We start from the raw sequence: 21699 nt of genomic DNA on the forward strand, positions 1-21699 counted from the left end.
ATTGCGCAGATAATCAGAAACCCGTGGTTTAGGCAAGCGTCCTGAAGCGCTCGCGAAAACTCACTAGATCCTTGAAATCGTGAAGAATTCAGCGACCGATGATTAACCGGTGTTGCGCAAACCCGCCGCGATCCCGGCCACGGTCAGCTGAATCGCCAAACGGACGGCCTCGTCCTGGTCTCCGCCCCGACGCCGCGAGAGCAGTTCCAGCTGCAGATGGTTCAGCGGATCGACCGACAAACCGGCCAGGGCGACCGACTCGGCCAGCTCGGGCTGGTTGTCGAGCAGGGACGTTCCGCCCCGGATGGTCAGGGCCAGGCGCTGGGCGGCCTCGTGCTCGGCCTTGATCGTTTCGAAGATCCGGGTGGCATTGGCCGGATCGGTCGACAGGGCCACATAGCGGGCGGAGATACCCATATGGCTCTGGGCCAGGGCCAGCTCCATGTTCGACAGCAGGGAAGCGAAAAAGTCGAAACCGCCGGCCAGGTCCTGCAGCTGGCCGACCGACAGCCCTGCCCGCTCGACGCCAGCGGCGAAGCCGTACCAACCGGGCAGCATGAACCGCGACTGCGACCAGCTGAACACCCACGGGATGGCCCGCAGATCCTCGATCCTGCGGCTGGCGGTCCGGCTGGCGGGGCGCGACCCGATATTGAGGCCGACGATCTCGCCGATCGGCGTGGCTGACCAGAAGAAGTCCTCGAAGGCGGGATCGTCATAAACGAGGGCCCGATAGCCCTCGAACGAGGCCTGGGCCAGGGCGGTCATGGCCGCCTCGACCTTCGGGTCGGGACGCACAATGGGTCGATCGCTGGCCATCAGCACGGCGGCGGCCAGGCCGTCCAGATTGCGGCGGGCGGTCGGCTGGTCGCCGAAGCGGCGGGCGATCATCTCGCCCTGCTCGGTCATGCGGATACGGCCCTGAACGGTGCCGGCCGGCTGGGCCATCACCGCCTCGGCGGCAGGGCCACCGCCCCGGCCGACGCTGCCGCCCCGGCCGTGGAACAGCTGCAGACCGACGCCCATCCGGTCGGCCTCGAAGGCCAGGGCCGAAGCGCCCCGGGCCACGCCGCGCCGCGAGGCGACATAGCCGCCGTCCTTGTTGCTGTCGGAATAGCCCAGCATGATTTCCTGCACCGGCCGGTCGCCCAGGATGGTGCGGCTGATCGGCAGCTCCAGCCACTGGCGCAGGACGCGGGGGCCCTGCTCCAGGTCCTCGATGGTCTCGAACAGCGGACTGATCTTGACCGACGAGCGCGGCGCGGCACCGCCCCAGACCAGGCCCACCTGCTTGAGCAGGACCAGCGGCTCAAGAATGTCCGACAGTGTCGCCGACTTGGAGATCACATAGGCGCCAAGGCACCCGTGGCCATAGTCGCGCACCGCCTGGGCGGCGGCCTCCATGGTCGCCAGCTCGCGACGGGTCTCCTCGCCATAGGCGGTGAACGGCGAGACCAGCGGCCGCTGATGCGACAGCTCCTCGATCAGGACCTTGCAGCGGTCCTCCTCGGGCAGGTCCAGATAGCGAACCCCCGTGCCGGCCCGCTGGAACAGCTCGTGCAGCGTGCGCTCATGAACATCGGCGTTCTGGCGCAGGTCCAGGCTCATCAGGTGGAAGCCGCAGGCCTTGGCCACCTCGACCAGGGTCCGCAGGGCCGTCCCGACCAGCCGCTCGCCGCCATTGCGTTCCAGGCTGTCGATGACGATCGACAGGTCGGCGACAAAGGCGTCGGGATGGGCGTAGGGCTCAACGTCCGTCCGCCCGTTGGCGAAGGCGACCCACTGGTTGGTCAGCTTCTGGGAGACCGCCGACAGGCGATCAAAGACCAGCTCCAGCACCAGGCGATAGGGCTCATCGATGCGGTGGACCGACGGATCCGTGGCCTGGCCCGCCAAGGCCATCAGCTCGTCGGACACCGGCGTATAGGCGGTCGAGATCGCCAGGTTGGACCACAGCTTGCGGACCTCGGCGGCGTACCAGTCGAGGATCACCCGCGACTGCGAACTGAGCGCCAGTTTCAGGGTCTCGCCATTGACGCCGGGGTGACCGTCGCGGTCGCCGCCCAGCCACGAGCCCATCTTCAGCAGCGGGGCCAGCTCGGCGTTGTGAGCGATCTGGGCGGTCCAGTCGCCGTACAGGTCGATGATGGCGGGAAGGATCGAGGTTCGGACGATCGACAGGGCGTTGCGGATCTCGTCCTTCACGGTGATCCGCTCGGGGCGATACAGGCGGGTGCGCCACATCAGGGCGATCTCGCGGAACAGCCGCTCGCGGATGTCGCTCTCAAGGTCAGCCGGCAGGTGGTGGCGGCGCAGGGCCATCAGCCGCGAGATCTCGGTCTCGCGATCCACCATCGAACGACGCCGCACCTCGGTCGGGTGGGCGGTCAGGACCGGCACCACGTTCATGGCGGCGAAGATCCTGGCGATGTCGGCGTCGGTCTTGCCACCGGCCTTCAGGACGCCCACGGCATCAACCAGGGTGCGAGGGCGCTCATCGCCCGGCTGGGCGTCAGCCTCGGCGTGGCGACGGCGACCGGCGACATCCTCGCCAATATTGGCCAGCAGCGAATGGCTGGCGAAGGCCCGGGCCAGGAACACGGCCTGGTCGTTCGACAGATCGGCGAACAGGTGGTCCAGAACCGGCGCTTCGCCGCCCTCTTCCTCGCGGGACGAAGCCTTGCGGGCCTTGGTCACCAGGGCGGCGGACTCCTCGCCTTCCAGATAGGCGATGGCCTCCGACAGCAGGTCGCTCAGCAGGTTGGCGTTCTGGCGGACGTGGCGGCTGGTGGGACGATCACCGCCGAGCGACAGGGCCGGGTTACGCATAAGCGAGCTCCGCTGACGCCAGAGGCGCCTCTACAGAAGGATGAACCTAGACGCCCTGCCCTATTCGGCGCTGACGTAGCGGCGCCCTTAGCGCGCTTCGCCGTCCGGGAAAACCCGGACGGCACGGTGGTTGCGCTACCATCAGATTTTTGCGTGATTCTATGCCGCTAGCGGGCCAGCCAGCCGCCGTCCACGGGCAGAGTAATCCCCTGGACATAGTCCGCCGCCGGCGAGGCCAGGAACACGGCGGCGCCGCCCAGGTCGCTCGGCTTGCCCCAGCGGGCGGCCGGAATGCGCGCCAGGATCGAGGCGTTGCGGTCGGCGTCGTTGCGCAGGGCCTCGGTATTGTTGGTGTCGAAATAGCCCGGCGCGATGGCGTTGACGTTGATGCCCTTGGTCGCCCACTCGTTGGCGAGGATCTTGGTCAGGCCGGCCAGACCGCTTTTCGACGCCGTGTAAGACGGCACGCGGATGCCGCCCTGGAACGACAGCAGGCTGGCGATGTTGATCACCTTGCCGGCGACGCCGTCGACCGGGCCTTGCTTCAACGCCTGCCTGGCGAAGGCCTGGGTCAGGAAGAAGACGACCTTCAGGTTGGTATCCATCACCGCGTCCCAGTCGGCCTCGGAGAAGTCGATGGAGTCCGCGCGGCGGATGATGCCGGCGTTGTTGACCAGGATATCGACCTTGCCGAACGCGGCGACGGTCTCGTCGATCACGCGCTGGACGGGCTCGATCGAACCGAAGTCGGCCTTGATCGACAGGAACTTGCGACCGGTCGCCTCTACGGCGGCCTTGGTCTCGGTGGGCTCACTGCGACCGGCGGCGGCGATGTTCGCGCCGGCTTCCGCAAGCGCCACGGCCACGGCCTGACCCAGACCGGTGTTGGCGCCGGTGACGAGCGCGACCTTGCCTTCGAGGCTGAACGGATTGGCCATGGTGAGTTCCTGTTCAAAAATCTTGTCATCGCGGACGGCCTGAAAGGCCGATCCGGGACCACCGCAAACGCAGGCGCTTGTGGCGGTCCCGGCTCTTCGCTTCGCTGCGGCCGGGATGACAACCGCAGAGAAATGAGCTCGAAAGCCCTACTTCAGCTGGCAGATGTCCAGCACGTTCATGTCGGTATAGTCGAGGTTCTCGCCGCCCATCGCCCAGATGAACGTGTAGTTCGAGGTGCCCGAACCCATGTGGATCGACCACGGGGGGCTCATCACGGCTTCCTCGTTGGCGATCACGATGTGACGCATTTCGTCCGGCTCGCCCATGTAGTGGAAGACGCGGTCGTTGGCGCCCAGATCGAAGTAGAAATAGGCTTCCGAACGGCGGTCATGCAGGTGGGGCGGCATGGTGTTCCAGACGCTGCCCGGCTTCAGGACGGTCATGCCCAGCAGCAGCTGAGCCGACTTGCAGGTGGTCGGCACGATGTACTGGTAGATGGTGCGCTCGTTGGAGGTCTCCAGCGCGCCGCGCTCCAGCGGGACAGCGTTGGCGAATTCCAGCTTCTTGGTCTCAAACGCGGCGTGGGCCGGCAGGCTGGTCAGATAGAAGCGAGCCGGGTTGGCGGCGTCGACGCTCTCGAACACCACGTCCTTGGAGCCCATGGTCACGTAGATGCCGTCCCGCGGCTCGATGTCGTAGACGACGCCGTCGACCGTGACCTTGCCCTTGCCGCCGCCGACATTGATAGCGCCTAGCTCGCGGCGCTCAAGGAAGGGGTGGCCAGCGGCCGAGGCGGGCTCGGTCTGGTCGGGCAGCTTGACGCCCTTCGAGATCGGGGCGGTGCCGCCGATCACGAAGCGTTCGGCGTGGTTGTAGTGCAGGACAATGCCGTCGTCTTCGAACAGGCCGTCCATCAGGTAACGATCACGCAGATCGTCATTGCTGACCGAGAACATCATGTCCGGATGGGTGGCGTGATAGGTCTTGCTGAACATTCTGGAGCTCCGGTCTTATTGGGCGGCTTGGACCGACGAAGGCGTCGGTCGGGGTTTGTCGAGCTTGTAGGCGCGCTTGGGCAGGTTGTAGGTCAGGTCGACGATCAGCTCCTGGGCCTCGACGAGGTCCATGCGGTGTTCGGCGACCATGCGGGCCAGGAACGAGGAGTCGACGCGGCGGGCCACATCGTGGCGGGCCGGGATCGACAGGAAAGCTCGGGTGTCGTCGTTGAAGCCGACGGTGTTGTAGAAGCCCGCCGTCTCGGTGACCTGTTCGCGGAACCGCATCATGCCTTCGGGGCTGTCGTGGAACCACCAGGACGGACCCAGCTTCAGCACCGGATAGTGGCCGGCCAGCGGGGCCAGCTCGCGGCTGTAGCTGGTCTCGTCCAGGGTGAAGAGGATGATCGACAGGCGCGGATCATTGCCCAGCTTGGACAGCAGCGGCTTCAGCGCCTTGACGTATTCGGTCTGCACCGGGATGTCGGCGCCCTTGTCGCGACCGTGCGAGTTCAGCAGGCCGACATTGTGGTTGCGATGCGAGCCCGGGTGGATCTGCATGACCAGCCCGTCGTCCAGGCTCATCTTGGCCATTTCCGTCAGCATCTGGGCGCGGAACAGCTCGGCCTTTTCAGGCGTCACCTCGCCCTTCACCAGGCTGAGGAAGAGAGCCTCTGCATCGGCGGCGGAAAGATCGGCCGTCGCGGCGGTGGGGTGACCATGGTCCGACGAGGTCGCGCCCGCGTCGATGAAGGCTCCGCGACGGATGCGGTGGGCCTCCAGATAGCCCTGCCATCCATGGACGTCCTGACCCGAGAGCTCGGCGAAACGCTCAAAGGCGCGTGGCGAACGCTCGTCTTCGAAATCAATCACCGCGTCGGGACGATAGGCTGTGATCACATGGCCACCCCATCCGCTGTCTCGGATGGCCTGGTGGTGCTTGAGGCTCTCGTGCGGGCCCTCGGTGGTGGCCAAGGTTTCGATGTTGAACCGGTCGAACAGGGCGCGCGGTCGGAACGCGTCAGTCGCAAGGGCCTCATTGATGGTGTCGAAATAGAGATCCGAGGTTTCGTCCGAGAGGAATACCTCGAAGCCGAACACCTGGCTGAACACGTGATTGAGCCAGATCCACGATGGCGTTCCGCGAAACAGGTGGAAGTTCTGGGCCAGCAGCCGCCAGGCCTCGCGCGGATCGGTCTCGGGAACACCCGCCTTGGAGCGCACCTTCAGGGCGTCAAGCGAGATCCCCTGGCTGTAGAGCATACGAAACAGGTAGTGGTCCGGGGCCAGCAACAGGTCCGTGGCGTCCTGGAACGGCGCGTTGGTCGCAAACCAGCTGGGATCTGTGTGGCCATGCGGGCTGATGATCGGCAACGCCTTGACCGCTCCGTAGAGCTCGCGCGCGATCGATCGCGTGCGCTCATCGGCCGGGAACAGTCGATCGTCGTGGAAAATCAGCGGCCTGGCCATGGATTTCTCCTGCTTCCTCTCCAGCCAGCGGCTTATCAGTCCACCGCTTCTGACCCGCGCTTGGTAACCGGTGTCATGTTTGGATGCAAGCCAGCCCGTCGTGAGGCTAGCCTACACCGAAGGCGCGGGGCCAGACGACTCCCGAACGACCAAGGTCGGCTCAGTACGGGCGGGATCGCGCTCTTCACGGCGCTCACGGCGCTCCGCGTCGATCAGCTTCTCGGCCGCCATTCGCCCGATCTCGCGGGTGGGCGTGCGGATGGTCGTCAGCGGCGGCCAGACCGCCTGGGCGATCTGGAAGTCGTCGAAACCCACCACCGTGAGATCTGCGGGGACATTCAGCCCCGCCTTGCGCGCCGACTGCAGCACGCCTGCCGCCATTTCATCATTGCCGGCGAAGATCGCAGTAGGACGGGGCGTTCGCGCCAGAAGTTCGTCGCCGCAGGCCACACCGGACTCAAAGGTATAGGCGCCCTGAATGATGTCACTCGGCTCCAGCTTCAGGCCGCGCTCGGCCAAGGCCGCCTCGAAGCCCCCTCGCCGCTCATGCGACGAACGGAAGGTTTCAGGGCCAGAAATGAAGGCGATGCGCCGATGGCCGAGATCGAGAATGTGCCGCGCCGCCTGCGCGCCGCCCATGCGGTCGTGACCGACGATCATGTTCTCGGGCTTGTCGAGTTCGACCGATGCGATCCGGATATAGGAACAACCGATCTCGTTGAGCAGCTTGGCGACACGCTCGTCTTCCGAAACCGAAGGCGGCAGCACAACGCCATAAAGCTTCTGCCGCTCGACGAAGGTGCGGACATCGGCCAGAAAGGTGGGACTGGCGCGGTTGCAGGGGTGCACTACCAGTTCGAAACCCGAGCCGCGCATGCCATCCAGCAGCCCCAGCTGCATGTTCACGACATACTGCGGATTGGGGTTGTCGTAGATCATGCCGATCAGGAACGACCGACGAAACGCCAAGCCTCGGGCCTGGGGATCGGGCGCGTAACCCCACTCGGCGATAACAGCCTCAATCCGCTCGCGAGTCTCGTCGCGTACGAAAGGCGACTGGTTGATCACGCGCGAGACAGTCTTCTTGGAAACCCCGGCCAGCCTGGCGATGTCATTGATCGTGGCACGCTTGCGTCCCCCTTCAAGGCCGCCCTCGCGTTCGTTGTCGCCCTGCGACGGCATAGGCGGTTTTGATGAATTCACGACGTTTCCATGCAACTTTGAGCGCTCTATATCGTCATACTCTACACCTGCCGCCCTCGCCACCAATGGACGAAACGAGCGTTTGCAACAAATCTGACACCGGTTACCATACCGCCGAACCAGGTTTCGCGGCTGAGAATGTCACCGCACGAAGGCATGAATGACCCAGGCAAGCTCTGTTCGTAGCGAATCGATTCACGACGTCGATCCACGCGATCACGTCGCAACGGCGCTGCGCGATATCCTGGCGGGTGAGATACTCGACTTGCACGGCCGATCCGTTCTGGTTCGTACCGATGTTCCAAAGGGCCACAAGATCGCTATCGCCCCAGCGGCCGTCGGCGAGGACGTGTTGAAATATGGTTGGCCGATCGGGCGGGCGAGCATGGACATCGCCCTCGGCGATCATGTCCATGTCCACAACGTCGAAACCAAGCTCTCGGGCGTCGAAGGCTACGCCTGGCAGCCCTCTATCCTGGCGCCTATCGCCGCCCCCACTGATCGCACCTTCATGGGCTATCGCCGCCTCAACGGCCGGGTTGGTACGCGGAACGAGATCTGGGTGCTTTGCACCGTCGGCTGCGTCGCCAACACCGCCCGCCGTATCGCTGAAAAGGCCAATACTCGCTTCGCGGGCCGCACGGACGGGATCTTCGCCTTTCCCCACCCCTTCGGCTGCTCGCAGCTTGGCGACGATCTGTCCCATACGCGCAAGCTGATCGCCGCCCTCGCTGCGCACCCCAACGCGGGTGGCGTGCTGATCCTGGGCCTGGGCTGCGAGAACAATCAGTTGAAAGCGCTGCTCGAAAGCGCTCCGGATCTCGACACCGCGCGCCTTCGCTCATTCACCACCCAGACGGTCGACGACGAACTTGAGGATGGCCTGGCAGCGATCGAGGACCTGATCGCCATCGCCGAAAAGGATATGCGCGAGCCCTGCCCCGTCTCCGACCTTGTGGTCGGTCTCAAGTGTGGCGGGTCGGATGGCTTTTCGGGCATCACCGCCAATCCCCTGGTCGGCCGTATCGCCGACAAGGTGTCGGACGCGGGCGGCACACCGGTGCTCACAGAGATTCCGGAAATTTTTGGCGCCGAGCAGATGCTGCTGGCGCGCGCCTCCACCCAGGCGGTGTTCGACAGCGCCGTGCAGGTGATTGACGACTTCAAGCGCTACTTCATCGACAACAACCAGCCGATCTACGAGAATCCATCCCCCGGTAATATCGCCGGCGGCATCACGACCCTGGAGGAGAAATCCCTGGGCGCCGTGCAGAAGGGCGGCCGCTCGGCCCTGGTCGAAGTGATCCGCTATGGCGACCGCGTAGCACCCCATGGGCTGACCCTGCTGGAGGCCCCCGGCAACGACGCGGTCTCGTCGACGGCGCTAACGGCGGCGGGCGCCACGGTGATCCTGTTCACGACCGGTCGCGGCACGCCGCTGGGCTTTCCTGCCCCAACACTGAAGATCGCTTCGAACAGCGGCCTCGCAGCGCGCAAGCCTGGCTGGATCGACTTCGACGCCGGCGTCGTGCTGTCTGGTCAATCCATGGACGACGCGGCCGAGGCTCTGATGGACCTCGTCGTCGAGACTGCGTCCGGCAAAGCTACCAAGGCCGAGCTCAACGGCGAGCGTGAAATCGCCATCTGGAAAAGTGGTGTGACCCTGTGACGGCTCTTCCCGTATCTTCCGCCCTACGCCTTCGCGCCACCAGTTGCCCCGCCGCGCTTCCGGGCGTTACTCAGCCCGCCTACGGCCGCGACCGGGTAACCGTCGGTGTTGTCCATCTTGGCCCCGGTGCGTTTCATCGCGCCCACCAAGCCTACTATTTCGACCAGTTGCTGGCGAAGGATCCCCGTTGGGGCATCTGCGCCGTTTCGCTGAAAAGCCCGGGCGTACGCGACGCCCTCGCGCCGCAGGATGGCCTCTACACCCTGGCCCAGCTCGACCAGGAGACCACTTTCAGGATCATCGGCTCGATCGTCGAGGTGCTTGTCGCGCCCGAGGATCCGCCGGCGGTCTTCGCGCGTCTGGCCGCCCCGATGACCCGCATGGTCACCCTGACCGTGACCGAGAAGGGTTACTGCCTGTCGAGCGAGGGCGGGCTGGACGAAAGCCATCCCGATATCGTCCATGACCTCGCCAACCCGCGCGAACCGATCAGCGCGATAGGCTATCTGGTCGAAGGACTGCGTCGCCGCTTCTTGGTCGGCCTGCCGCCCTACGCCGTGGTCGCCTGCGACAATCTTGCCGACAACGGCTGGCGACTGAAGGCCGCCGTCACGGCCTTCGCCGCCAGGGTCGATCCCGAGCTCGCCGCCTGGATCGAGGCCGAAGGCCGCTTTCCGCGCACCATGGTCGACAGCATTACGCCCGCCACTGACGACGCGCTGCGAGCTCGGGTCGAAACTGCCACGGGCCTCCACGACGCCTGGCCCATTCAGCGCGAAGCCTTCACACAATGGGTTGTCGAGGATGTGCTGGGTGCGGATGCGCCGGACCTTGCCAGCGTGGGCGTCACCCTGACCGACGACGTGCGGGGCTTCGAGCGCGCCAAGCTGCGCCTGCTGAACGGCGTGCACTCGACCTTGGCCTATGCCGGTATCCTGCGCGGCCACGAGACCGTGTTCGAAGCGATGAGCGACCCCGTTCTGGCCGATCTCGCCCGCGATCTGATGATCCAGGATATCATCCCGACCCTGACGGCTCCGCGTGGCCTGGACTTGTCGACCTATGCCGAAGCCGTCCTCAAGCGGTTTCGCAATCCCGAGATCCGGCACCTTCTGGCGCAGATCGCCTGGGATGGATCGCAGAAGCTGCCCTTCCGTATTTTGGGCGCCTTGACCGAGGCGCTTGAGGCCGGGCGTTCGGTCGATCGGCTGACCATCCCGTTGGCCGCCTGGATGCGTTTTGTGCGCCTGCGCGCGGCGGCCGGAGAGAAGATCGTCGATCCGCTGGCCGACAAACTTGTCGCGATCGCAGCGACCTGTTCGGGCGAAGCGAAGGCCGACGTAGCGGCGTTTCTGACGCTGGACGCAGTGTTCCCGCCGAGCTTGGCGGCCAACCCCGCCTTCGTCGCCGCCCTCGAAAAGGCCTATGCCGATCTGGCCTAGGTCGGACTAGCGGGTCACGCCCCGGCCGGTGACGACCGGGGCGACCGTTCTCATCAGGATCAAAAGATCGAACCCGAACGAGCGCCGCGCCAAGTAGTCGGCGTCCAGCGCCACCTTGTCCGGGATGGAGAGCTCGTCGCGCCCGTTGATCTGCGCCCACCCCGTGACGCCGGGGCGAAGCCTGTCCACACCCGCCGCCGACCGTGCGGCGATCAGGTCGTCCTGATTGAACAAGGCCGGTCTTGGCCCGACCAGACTCATATCGCCAACCAGCACGCTCCACAGTTGGGGCAGCTCATCCAGGCTGAGCCGACGCAAAGGCGCGCCGATCGGGGTCAGCCAGTGGTCGGGATCATTGAGCAGGTGGGTCGCGACTTCCGGCGTATCGATCCGCATCGTCCGAAACTTCGGCATCCAGAACAGCCGCGAGTCCTTGCCGACCCGCCGGGACCAGTAGAGCGCCGGCCCGGGCGATGTCATACGAACCAGCAGCCAAAGCACAGCAAGCGGCGCCAGCAGGACCAATAGCCCCACTGCGGCGGCCGCGACGTCGAAGACGCGCTTCAGCATCAGCGTGCGGCTAGGCCAGATCGCCGGTCGCGGCGTCCAGCAGCAGATAGGCGCGACCGGCATCCGACGACAGCAAGGCCGCAACCAGGAAGCCTTCGCGATCCTGACCGCCCGCTTCCTCAATCATGCCCGCATAGCGCTTGAGGAACCGCTCGGCATTGGCTCGCAGGGTGGCGTCCGAGAACAGACGCCGCACAAGCCGGCGAATAGCCGCCGGCGCGAGGCGCTTGACCACCTCACGCGCCCCGGAAGAGTCTCGGGTCTGGATGGCGGCGGCGATCTCGTCGATCCGGCCGCGCGGCAACAGGGCATGCGGGTCGATACCCATCGCCGAGATTTCGGCGGCAAGCTTTTCGCCCAGAGCCGCGTCGCCAGGTGAACTGTTCTCGATTCCGGACAGCAAGGAACGCCAGGACCAGTTCTGCCCGTCAGCACCTTCGGGCGCAGCCGGCCCACCACGACCGCCCGCAGTGTCGAACACAGATCGGAACTCATCATCCGTCGCCGTCGGCGTAAGACGCAGCCGGGGCCGCTGTCCCGGCTCGTCCGCCAGCAGGTCGTCATCCATCTCGGGCGGCAGGGGCGGCGAAATCGGCGGCGGCGCGACAGGCGCGGCCTTTGAGCGGGTCATCGCCGGTTGGGCCGGACGTGCCGGAGCGGGCCCGCCCATCGCGGCGGCGGCTTCGCTCAGTGCATCATAGTTGCGACGCACACGATCCTGGAACGCCTGGTCGATCGCCGCCGTTTCTTCCGCCGTGCGGCGAGCGGCAGCCATCAGTTCCTCGATGCCCTTTTCGATCGAAGCGCGAACCTCGACCGCTTTCTGCATCGCCTCAGCAGGCATTTCCGCCGTGCGTTGACCAACTTCATCCAGCATGGCCTCGAGTTCGCCGAGCGTGCCGCGTGCCGTTACGACGGCTTCGGCCAACTTCTGAGCCGTGCGGGCGCCGGCCTGCTCGACCATCTGGGCAGACTGCTCGATCAGATCGCGCGCCTCTTCCATGCGCGCCTCAAAGACGGTGTCGGCCTTCTGGCCCGCCGCAAAGGCGATCTCGTTCAGTTGATCGACGCGGCCACGCGCCGACTCGACCCTTGCGTCCACACCCTCGCTGGCTTTCAGCGCCGAAGCCGCAAGGGCTTCCATCGCCTGCTTGAGCTCAACCTCAAGCCCTTCGCGTTGTCCGGCGGCGGCGTCGGAGATCGCCGCAAGGACCTTGCTGGTCTCTTCGACCAGGCTTTCGCGCTCGGCCTTGGCGTTCTCGGCCATGTCCTTGAACTGCTCGGAAGCGGCCGAGATCAGCCCACGCAGCACCTCGGCCCCCATCGCAGCCACATCGCTGAGTTCGGTGGCGCCAACCCGCGTGTAGGACACAAATTCGGTGAGTTGGGCCGTACGGGTCTCCGTCTCGGCCGCGAAATCTTCCTGCTCGGACCGCAGCGACTGACTGGCCGCGACCAGCGCCGCCCGCTGTTGGGCCAAATTCTTCTCAACCGAACTCATCTGGTCGCCCAGACCCTGTCCCGCCGTTTCCAGGCGCGCGATCTGACGCGAAATATCTTCAGCGCCCACACGAGCCGCGTCGGAGGCTTCAGCGGCGGCGGCGGCCAGATCGGCGGCGCGGGCCGCGAGCGCGGCTTCAGCCTCGCGAAGCTGGGTTTCGGCCAGATCGGACGCCTCGGCGACCATCCGGGCCTGACTGCCGATGGCGTCGACAACAGCAGTGGAACGGGTGTCGAGAGTCAGGGACAGGGTTTCGAGCGCCTGACGCTCATGGCCAAGCCCCTGTGCAAGCTGGTTTGCCATGCGAGCGGAGTTTGCCGCTGCATCAGCCAGTCGCGCGGTCTCTTCGGCCAGCGATTGGTGCAATGACAAGATACGCTCCCGCGCCTCACCGGCGGCCAGGGTCGCGCCATCGATCTGGACGCGAATGGCTTCCACCGCGCCCGAGGCGCCTGCGGCGGCCAGTACAGCCGGCGTAACCAAGCGATCCGTAAGGGTGCGCGTGCGACGCAGCTCCGCAGAAACACCCTGAGCCTGACGCAGCAGATACGCGCCCAGCAAGGTCAGCAAGGCCGGCCCGATCGCCAGACCGGCAAAGACCGTCAAGGCGAAGCCTTCCACCTTCAGAGCCGGAACATCGCGGGAATAGCCCAGCGCAAACGCAATCGGCGCCAGCGCCCATAGAGCCGCTGCGGCGACCGCAAAGGTCCAGAAAAGAAAAGCCGGCATGGGGCCGCGCTCGGAGCGATCGGGCAGGTCGAAAGCCTCGCTGGGGCGGCGTATGTTCGCCGTGGCGTCGCGCGTCTCGGCGCGGGCCGGGGCCGTATCGCGCTCAGGTTCGACAACGGGAGCCGGCGGTTGAGCCGCACTGGTCGCCAGAGACGTGGCCGACAGAGGTTGCTGCTCGAACGACGCCTGCGAAGGTTCGCTAATCCTTCCCCGGCGCGAGGCGGCCCGCGCCCTAGGTGAGGAGGGCTCTGGCGCCGAGATCTCCAGATCAAGGTCCGTTTCGCTCATTGGCGGATCGACAGGCGCACTGACGTCAGCCTCCGTCTCGTCCTCGGCCAACGAGGCTTCGGACGAGGAGACTTGATCCTCTGCGGGCGCCTCCACGGGGACGGCGGAGAAATCGAGCGGTTGGCGCTTCTTAGGCTTCATACACAGCCAGGGTCCCAAGGCGGTCAGCGAAGGGCGAAGACAGTCAACGCGCGCCCTGCCCCTATTTCGCGTAGAGAATGAACCTAGCGGCGAAAAGCCCGCGCGCAAAGCGGCTTCGGTTGAGTTTTAAGGGCTTCACGTCGTCGCGGAGCGCAGAGGCGCCGCTTCAGACCGTTTGCGACGCCCCGCTTGGCGGAGCGACCGTCACCGGACTTTTCATGGATCCACGCGGCGAACGAAAAACCTTGCGTTCGGGCGGCGACTTGGCGACGGGGCGGGCATCGAGCGCAACGCCCAGTTGGCCCAGCGCCAGAGACGACAGCCAGACCACAACTATAGCCAGCATTTCCGCCAGAAAGCTCATGACCGACCCACCGTGCGATAAAGGCATTATGCGACAAGCTCGCAGCTTAACCGAGTGAACTTTCGGTCATGATCGCAGAGTTCGGCGCCACCCAAGCTGACAACGCCTCCAGAATTCCACCGCTTGCCCCGGGCCCTCGCGCTGCCTAGTTCGCCAGTACACAGCCCGCTGTTGCCGAATTCGGCGACGATCGGCATTTAATTCTGTTTGCGGACGCTTGTTTTGGCCCCTACCCAGCTTGCATCGATCGCACCCAGCGCTTCGCCGGAACCGTTCATGACCGACATCTCGCCGGCCCGCCTGACGCACCTCCAGCGCCTGGAAGCCGAAAGCATCCACATCCTGCGCGAAGTGGCGGCCGAGTGCGAACGGCCGGTCATGCTGTATTCGATTGGCAAGGACAGCGCCGTGATGCTGCACCTGGCGGCCAAGGCGTTCTTCCCGTCGCGGCCACCCTTTCCGCTGCTGCACATCGACACCACCTGGAAGTTCCGGGCCATGTACGCGTTGCGCGACAAGGTCGCCGCCGACCTTGGATTTGACCTGCTAGTTCACAAGAACCCAGAGGCCGAGGCCAAGGGCATCAACCCCTTCGACCACGGCAGCGCCCTTCACACCGACATGTGGAAGACCGAGGGCCTGAAACAGGCCCTCTCCAAGTACGGCTTCGACGCGGCCTTTGGCGGCGCCCGGCGCGATGAGGAGAAAAGCCGCGCCAAGGAGCGGATCATCTCGTTCCGCTCGGCCGAGCAACGCTGGGACCCCAAGAACCAGCGGCCCGAACTTTGGAAGCTCTACAATACCCGCAAGCACCCGGGCGAAAGCCTGAGGGCTTTTCCGATCTCGAACTGGACCGAGCTCGACATCTGGCAGTACATCCACCTCGAAAACATCCCGATCGTGCCGCTGTATTTCGCGGCCGAGCGGCCGGTAGTCGAGCGCGACGGGTCTCTGATCATGGTCGATGACGATCGTTTCCGGCTGCGCCCAGGCGAAGTTCCGCAGATGAAGAGCGTCCGCTTCCGCACCCTGGGCTGCTATCCGCTGACCGGCGCGGTCGAGAGCACCGCCTCCACCCTGCCCCAGATCATCCAGGAAATGCTGCTGGCCACCAGCAGCGAGCGACAGGGCCGGGTCATCGACCATGACCAGTCCGCCTCGATGGAGAAGAAGAAGCAGGAGGGCTATTTCTAGATGACCGTTTACAAGCCCTCCGACCTGATCGCCGAGGACATCGACGCCTATCTGGTCGCCCACCAGCACAAGTCCCTGCTGCGCTTCATCACCTGTGGCTCGGTGGACGACGGCAAGTCGACCCTGATCGGCCGGCTGCTGTACGACAGCAAGATGATCTTCGAGGACCAGCTGGCGGCCCTCGAGGCCGACTCCAAGCGGGTCGGCACCCAGGGCGGCGCGATCGACTTCGCCCTGCTGGTCGACGGCCTGGCCGCCGAGCGCGAACAGGGCATCACCATCGATGTCGCCTACCGCTTCTTCGCCACCGACAAGCGCAAGTTCATCGTCGCCGACACCCCCGGCCACGAGCAATATACCCGCAACATGGTCACCGGCGCCTCGACCGCCGACGCGGCCGTGATCCTGATCGACGCCCGCAAGGGCGTTCTCACCCAGACCCGCCGCCACGCCTATCTGGTCAGCCTGCTGGGCATCCGCCACATCGTCCTGGCGGTGAACAAGATGGACCTCGTCGGCTGGGACCAGCCGACCTTCGACGCCATCGTTGCCAACTTCCGGGCCTTCGCCGATCAGATCGGCCTGTCGGTCTTCACGCCCATCCCGATCTCGGGCCTGGGCGGCGACAACATGGCCAGCAAGAGCGACGCGACGCCCTGGTACGACGGCCCGATCCTGATGGACTGGCTGGAAACCATTCAGGTCGAGGACGATCTGCAGGCCCAGCCGTTCCGCCTGCCCGTGCAGTGGGTCAATCGCCCCAATCTGGATTTCCGGGGTTTCTCGGGCCTGATCGCCTCGGGCGTGGTCAAGCCGGGCGACCGGATCCGCGTGTTGCCCTCGGGCCGCGAGAGCCGCGTCGAGCGTATCGTCACCCTGCCCGATGACCTGCCCCAGGCCGTGGCCGGCCAGTCGGTGACGATCACCCTGACCGACGAGATCGACATCTCGCGCGGCGACCTGATCGTGGCCGCCGATGCGCCAAGCCCCGTCGCCGGGCAGTTCGAGGCCACCGTCGTCTGGATGGACGACGAGCCCCTGCCCCCCGGCCGCGCCTACCTGCTGAAGATCGGGGCCCGGACCGTCGGGGCCAGCGTCACCGAGATCAAGCACCGGGTGAACGTCAACACGCTTGAGAAATCCGCCGCCAAGCGACTGGAATTGAACGAGATCGGGCTCGTGAACCTGTCGCTCGACCAGGCAGTGCCCTTCGAAGCCTATGCCGACAATCGCGAACTGGGCGGCTTCATCCTGATCGACCGGATCAGCAACCGCACCGTCGGCGCCGGCATGATCAATTTTGCCCTGCGTCGCGCCGACAACATTCACTGGCAACATACGGACGTCACGAAACAATCCCGGGCCGCGCTCAAGGGCCAACGCGGCCAGGTCGTGTGGCTGACCGGCCTGTCGGGGGCCGGCAAGTCGACCATCGCCAATCTGGTCGAAAAACGCCTGCACGCCCTGGGTCGTCACACCTATCTCCTCGACGGCGACAATGTCCGTCATGGCCTCAACAAGAATCTCGGCTTCACCGAGGAGGACCGCGTCGAGAACATCCGCCGGGTCGCCGAGGTGGCCAAGCTGATGGTCGACGCCGGCCTGATCGTGCTGACCGCCTTCATCTCGCCGTTCCGCGCCGAACGCCGAATGGCCCGCGAGATCCTCGAGGGCGGCGAGTTCATCGAGGTCTTTGTCGACACGCCTCTGGCCGTGGCCGAGGAGCGTGACGTCAAGGGTCTGTACGCCAAGGCCCGGGCGGGCCAACTGAAGAACTTCACCGGCATCGACAGCCCCTATGAGGCCCCCGAAGCGCCCGAACTGCGCATCGACACCACGACCATGAGCCCGGTCGAGGCCGCCGAGCGCATCGTCGAATGGCTGGAAGGCCAAGAGATCGACTACGACATCTGACGGCTGCCGGTGCGGCGGTTGAGGGCGATGGCGCCGGCCAGACCCAGCGCCGCCACACCCGCCATGGCCAGATAGCCGTAGGACCCGAAAGCGTCGAACAGCGGCCCCGCGAACAGGGTCGCCACGCCCAGGGTGAAGCCGCCCGACAGGGCCGAGTTGATCGCCTGGGCGGCCGAGGCGTTGGCGGGCGGGGTCAGTTTCTCGATCAGACGCAGCGAGGCCAGGAAGCTGGCCGCGAAGGTCAGGGCGTGCAGAAGCTGCATCGGAAACAGCATCCACAGCGGCGGCGCAAAGGCGTAGGCCACCCATCGCAGCACCGCCGCCGCGCCGCCCAGGATCATCAGCTTTTCCGGCCCCACCTTGCGACGCCACGGCTCCAGGAACCACATGAAGGCCACCTCGGCGGCGACGCCGACGCCCCACAGCAGGCCGATGACCGGCTCGGAAATCCCCTGCCCCCGCCAGAGGATGGTCGAGAAGCCGTAGTAGAAGGCATGGGCGCCCTGGATCAGGCCGGCGGTCATGACGGCCAGAAGGAAGGTCCGGTCGCGCAGCAGTGAGCCAAGGCCTTTCCAACGTTCGGATCCGACGGGCTTGGCGCCCTCGGCGTGGACCCGCTCGGGCGGCACGAACACCGCAGCCGCAAGCGCCGTGAGGAAGGCTGCCGCGGCGATCCAGATCGGGATGATGGCCGGCGTGGCGACCGCCAGCACGACACCCATGATCAGATTGGCGACAATGAAGGCCGCCGAGCCTGTGCCCCTTGGCAGGCCGTAGTTGAACCCCTCGGTACGCGCCCGCCGCAGAGCGATGACGTCGACCAGGGGCGAAACCGTCGACAGCAGGGTCTGGCCGATCATCCAGGCGATGGCCAGGCCCAGAGCGCCCGGCGCGATCAGCAGGGCCGCGTAGCCAAGTCCCGCGCCCAGCGACAGCAACACCATCGGCGAGCGTCGCAGGGCGAAGCCGTCGGCCCACACCGCCAGGGCCGGGCCGGTGAAGGGCCGGGCCAGCATCGGGATGGCCAGGATCAGGCCGATCGCTGCGCCGCTCATGCCGCGATCGCGCAGATAGGTGCCGATATAGGGCAGGCTGACGCCTGTCCCAAGATACATCGCGACGTAGAAAAAGCTGAGCCGCGTCAGGCTGCTCATCGGCCGGCGCAGTCCATGTCGCGGATGAAGATCACCCCTCTTCCGCCCCGCCGAAGCGGGCCGTCCATTCGGCGATCATGTCCTCGTCGATCTTCTTGAACAGCACTTCGGGCGCGCGCACCGACAGGCCGACCGGCAGCGATGACAGCTCGACTGCCGCATCGTTGCTCGGCCAGGCGGCCGGGAAGTCCAGCGAGAAGGCTTCCGCGATCTTCTCGGCCGCGAACGGGATGAACGGCGTCGAGATCTTGGCGTACAGCGCCGCCAGGTTCAGGGCCGTGCGGACGATCACAGCGGCGCGGTCGCGGTCGGTCTTGATCGCGGTCCACGGCGCAGCTTCCTGCAGATACTCGTTGCCGACGACCCACAGAGCCCGCAGCGCCTGGGCGCTCTTGCGCACCTCGATGGCGTCCATCTGTTCGGCCAGATCGGCCAGACGGGCCGAGACGTCGGCGAACAGCTTTTCTTCCAGCGGACCGGGCTCACCGCCCTCCGGCACGACGCCGTCGAACTTGCCCTCGGTGAACTTCAGGATGCGGTTGATGAAGTTGCCCAGCACGTCGGCCAGGTCGCGGTTCACCGAGCTGGCGAACATCTCCCAGGTAAACGCGGTATCCGAGCTCTCCGGCGCGTTCGAGGTCAGGTACCAGCGCCAGAAGTCGGGCGGCAGGATCTCCAGCGCCGCGTCCATGAACACCCCGCGCTTGGAGCTGGTCGAGAACTTGCCGCCATACCAGTTGAGCCAGTTGAAGGCCTTGAGCATGTCGACGCTCTTCCACGGCTCTTCCGAGCCCAGGATCGTCGCCGGAAAGCTGACGGTGTGGAAGGCGACATTGTCCTTGCCCATGAACTCGACATAGCGGACGTCGTCAGCGCCGGCGTCCGTGCGCCACCAGCGCTGCCAGTCGCGGCCCTCTTCCGCATCGGCCCATTCCTGGGTGGCGGCGATGTATTCGATCGGGGCGTCGAACCAGACGTAGAAGACCTTGCCTTCCATGCCCGGACGCGGCGCGCCGTCCTTGACCACCGGCACGCCCCAGGCGAGGTCGCGGGTGATGCCGCGGTCGATCAGGCCCTCATCCAGGAACTTGTAGGCGATCGACTTGGCCAGGATCGGCCAGTCGCCATGGGTGTCGACCCAGGCCCTGATGCGGTCAGCCATTTTCGTCTGAAGGAGATAGAGGTGGCGGGTGTCGCGCACCTCCAGTTTCCGCGAGCCCGAGATCACCGAATAGGCGTTCTTCAGGTCGGTGGGATCCAGCAGGTTGCCGCAGTTATCGCACTGGTCGCCGCGCGCCTTCTCGAAGCCGCAGTGCGGGCAGGTGCCCTCGATATAGCGGTCGGGCAGGAAGCGCTTGTCGTCGATGGAATAGACCATCTGGTCGACGCGTTCCTCGATCAGGCCATTGGCCTCGAGAACTTCGGCGAAGTGCTGGGTCAGCTTGCGGTTCTGCGGCGAGGACGAGCGGCCAAACCAGTCCCACGACAGGCCGAACGCCGCGGCGACGTCACGCTGAAGAATATGCTGCTCGGCGCAGTAGGTCTCGACATCCTGGCCGGCGGCGGCGGCGGCCAGCTCGGCCGGCGTGCCGTGCTCGTCGGTGGCGCAGATATAGAGCGTCTCATTGCCCCGGGCCCGCTGGAAGCGCGCATAGACGTCGGCCGGCAGCATCGATCCCGCCAGATTGCCCAGGTGCTTGATGCCGTTGATGTACGGCAGGGCGGAGGTGATCAGGATACGAGCCATGAGGCGCAAATCTTCCGGGGAGTCAGGGATCAAGGAAACAGGCGTTCGCATATAGAAGGCCGGGCCGCGAAACAAAAGCGCCGGACCGTTGACCAAACATCGTTATGCAGCTTCCCTTCCCCCGGGGGAGCCGGACAGACCGATCCGGCCCCATCGGGGGGCAACGTCTATGAAGAGCATCAACTGGCTGGGCCTCGTCGCGGCCCTGGTCGTCGGACAGATCATCGGCATCGTCTGGTATGGCGCGGTCCTCAGCGACGCCTGGATGGCGGCGATGGAAATGACCGAAGCCGATTTTGTCGGGACCGAGTGGCGGATGAGCCTGGGCTTCGTCAACATGGTCATCATCCTGATCGGCCTGGACTGGCTGATCGGCCGGCTGGCCGCCCGCAGCTGGATGGGCGGGGCCAGGGTGGCCCTGGCCGCCTGCGTGTTCTTCGCCCTGACAGTGGTCAGCCTCGACTACGTCTACGCGGCCGGCAACCTGCCGCTGCTGTGGATCGATGGCGGCTATCAATTGCTGACCTATGTGATCGGCGGGGCGCTGCTGGGCGGATTGCGGTTGAAGGCGAAGGCGGGGTGACACGGCGTCTCGACCTCGCGCTTTCGCTGCGATGGCGGTGGAAAGGGTCGCGGAGCGTCCGGACCACGTCCGGAGATGAAATAGAACTAACCGTTTCGACGAAGCCGTCCGCTCCGCGTCATCGTTTTCCATCAGCGTCCCAGCGGGTGGCCCAGTTGGGGCCTTACCGGAACCCGGAAGCTTCGGTTTCCCGAAGTCCCGAAGGTCGGGGGGCGTGGGGCCAATCCTGACCAACACTCGCCTTGATCCCCATCCACGCCGACGGCGGGCGGGTCCTGCAACGCCAGGATCCCCGGACGCGCTTCAGTATCCCCCTGAAGCCCAGCCCCGCTCGATCACCCCCCGCCGCCGCAATGGTCGCTGGCCTTGCGCCCTTTCCTCGCGACGAGGTGGGTACAGAATACGGGAGGTTTTAAGAGGGCTGCGTCGATTGTCTGGGCGCCCGTACAAGTCCTCACCCTAGCGGGGGAGGTGTCGGCGAAGCCGACGGAGGGGGAAGTCCTGCTGAATCAATGCGGTGTTCCCCCACCGGCCTGCGGCCGCCTCCCCCTTCAGGGGGAGGACTTGGGACGTCTATCCCCGTGCCCATCCGGGGACGGCGCGATCGCAATCCCCTTGGTCGGCGCAGACACCAAAGCCATTGCCCACCAGCGGTCCGGACGCTAAGGAAGCCTCCGTCCGCTTCGCGCGGCGATTGGCCGGTTTAGCTCAGCTGGTAGAGCAGCGGTTTTGTAAACCGAAGGTCACGGGTTCGATTCCTGTAACCGGCACCAACCTTTTCAATGCCTTATGCTTCCCTTCGCCGCTTCCGAACTTCTTCGGGGTCACAACTGGGTCACAGCGCACAAGGTCGGTGCAGATTCGTTTCCGTGTTGCGCCCCATCGCGTGGCGCTTCACTCGACGATAGACAGCTGATTGGCGCCAATAGCTGCCCTTGGGACCGCGCCGAACTCCGGACATTCAGAT

At 65.6% G+C, this 21699-nt stretch carries 15 protein-coding genes and 1 tRNA gene; 6 read left to right on the forward strand and 10 right to left on the reverse strand.

Annotation, left to right across the window (positions count from 1 at the left end):
- Positions 1-102: 102 nt before the first annotated feature.
- The 5 genes from ppc to ACW176_RS17485 all read right to left on the reverse strand — a co-directional run bounded on the left by ppc (position 103) and on the right by ACW176_RS17485 (position 7415).
- Entirely contained in the window at positions 103-2829 is a 2727-nt protein-coding gene (gene ppc, locus ACW176_RS17465; protein ID WP_492110035.1) for a phosphoenolpyruvate carboxylase, read from the reverse strand.
- Positions 2830-2996: 167 nt separating this feature from the next.
- Complete coding sequence (gene kduD / locus ACW176_RS17470; protein ID WP_492057119.1) at positions 2997-3767, reverse strand: 2-dehydro-3-deoxy-D-gluconate 5-dehydrogenase KduD; 771 nt, start codon at positions 3765-3767, stop codon at positions 2997-2999.
- 147 nt (positions 3768-3914) lie between these two features.
- The gene (gene kduI, locus ACW176_RS17475; protein ID WP_492110036.1) at positions 3915-4763 is read right to left on the reverse strand and encodes a 5-dehydro-4-deoxy-D-glucuronate isomerase; all 849 of its coding nucleotides are present in this window, start codon (positions 4761-4763) and stop codon (positions 3915-3917) included.
- Between the two features lie 15 nt (positions 4764-4778).
- Entirely contained in the window at positions 4779-6233 is a 1455-nt protein-coding gene (uxaC, locus tag ACW176_RS17480) for a glucuronate isomerase (RefSeq protein ID WP_492110037.1), read from the reverse strand.
- Between the two features lie 111 nt (positions 6234-6344).
- Positions 6345-7415 (reverse strand): LacI family DNA-binding transcriptional regulator, encoded by a 1071-nt coding sequence (locus tag ACW176_RS17485; RefSeq protein WP_492111961.1) that lies wholly within the window; start codon positions 7413-7415, stop codon positions 6345-6347.
- A gap of 181 nt (positions 7416-7596) precedes the next feature.
- On the opposite strand from ACW176_RS17485, the gene ACW176_RS17490 reads away from it, so the two are divergent.
- Entirely contained in the window at positions 7597-9105 is a 1509-nt protein-coding gene (locus ACW176_RS17490) for a UxaA family hydrolase (protein ID WP_492110038.1), read from the forward strand.
- Entirely contained in the window at positions 9102-10547 is a 1446-nt protein-coding gene (locus tag ACW176_RS17495) for a mannitol dehydrogenase family protein (protein WP_492110039.1), read from the forward strand. The genes ACW176_RS17490 and ACW176_RS17495 overlap by 4 nt, the downstream gene beginning before the upstream one ends.
- A 6-nt stretch (positions 10548-10553) precedes the next feature.
- Here the strand turns inward: ACW176_RS17495 and ACW176_RS17500 are convergent, their stop codons facing one another.
- From ACW176_RS17500 to ACW176_RS17510, 3 genes are all read right to left on the reverse strand, one after another.
- On the reverse strand, positions 10554-11114 hold the full coding sequence (locus ACW176_RS17500) for a sugar transferase (RefSeq protein ID WP_492111962.1): 561 nt from the start codon (positions 11112-11114) through the stop codon (positions 10554-10556).
- 13 nt (positions 11115-11127) lie between these two features.
- Positions 11128-13776, reverse strand: coding sequence for a coiled-coil domain-containing protein (locus ACW176_RS17505; RefSeq protein ID WP_492110040.1), 2649 nt, complete (start codon positions 13774-13776; stop codon positions 11128-11130).
- Between the two features lie 166 nt (positions 13777-13942).
- Positions 13943-14140, reverse strand: a complete 198-nt coding sequence (locus ACW176_RS17510) for a hypothetical protein (RefSeq protein WP_492110041.1) — start codon at positions 14138-14140, stop codon at positions 13943-13945.
- A 276-nt stretch (positions 14141-14416) separates the two neighbouring features.
- Between ACW176_RS17510 and cysD the strand changes: the two genes are divergently transcribed.
- Together cysD and cysN are read left to right on the forward strand one after the other, a co-directional pair.
- The gene (gene cysD / locus ACW176_RS17515; RefSeq protein ID WP_419251633.1) at positions 14417-15334 is read left to right on the forward strand and encodes a sulfate adenylyltransferase subunit CysD; all 918 of its coding nucleotides are present in this window, start codon (positions 14417-14419) and stop codon (positions 15332-15334) included.
- Complete coding sequence (gene cysN / locus ACW176_RS17520; protein ID WP_492110042.1) at positions 15335-17248, forward strand: sulfate adenylyltransferase subunit CysN; 1914 nt, start codon at positions 15335-15337, stop codon at positions 17246-17248.
- Here the strand turns inward: cysN and ACW176_RS17525 are convergent.
- Both ACW176_RS17525 and metG read right to left on the reverse strand, forming a co-directional pair.
- Complete coding sequence (locus tag ACW176_RS17525) at positions 17236-18402, reverse strand: MFS transporter (protein ID WP_492110043.1); 1167 nt, start codon at positions 18400-18402, stop codon at positions 17236-17238. The genes cysN and ACW176_RS17525 overlap by 13 nt on opposite strands.
- A gap of 31 nt (positions 18403-18433) precedes the next feature.
- A complete protein-coding gene (metG, locus tag ACW176_RS17530; protein ID WP_492110044.1) occupies positions 18434-20149 on the reverse strand; it encodes a methionine--tRNA ligase in 1716 nt (571 codons plus the stop codon).
- A gap of 169 nt (positions 20150-20318) precedes the next feature.
- On the opposite strand from metG, the gene ACW176_RS17535 reads away from it, so the two are divergent.
- Together ACW176_RS17535 and ACW176_RS17540 are read left to right on the forward strand one after the other, a co-directional pair.
- Positions 20319-20732, forward strand: coding sequence for a DUF1761 domain-containing protein (locus ACW176_RS17535; RefSeq protein ID WP_492110045.1), 414 nt, complete (start codon positions 20319-20321; stop codon positions 20730-20732).
- Between the two features lie 697 nt (positions 20733-21429).
- Positions 21430-21505, forward strand: a tRNA-Thr gene (locus ACW176_RS17540).
- The last annotated feature ends 194 nt before the right edge of the window (positions 21506-21699 follow it).

Source organism: Caulobacter sp. FV1ye13L, from assembly GCF_058681155.1.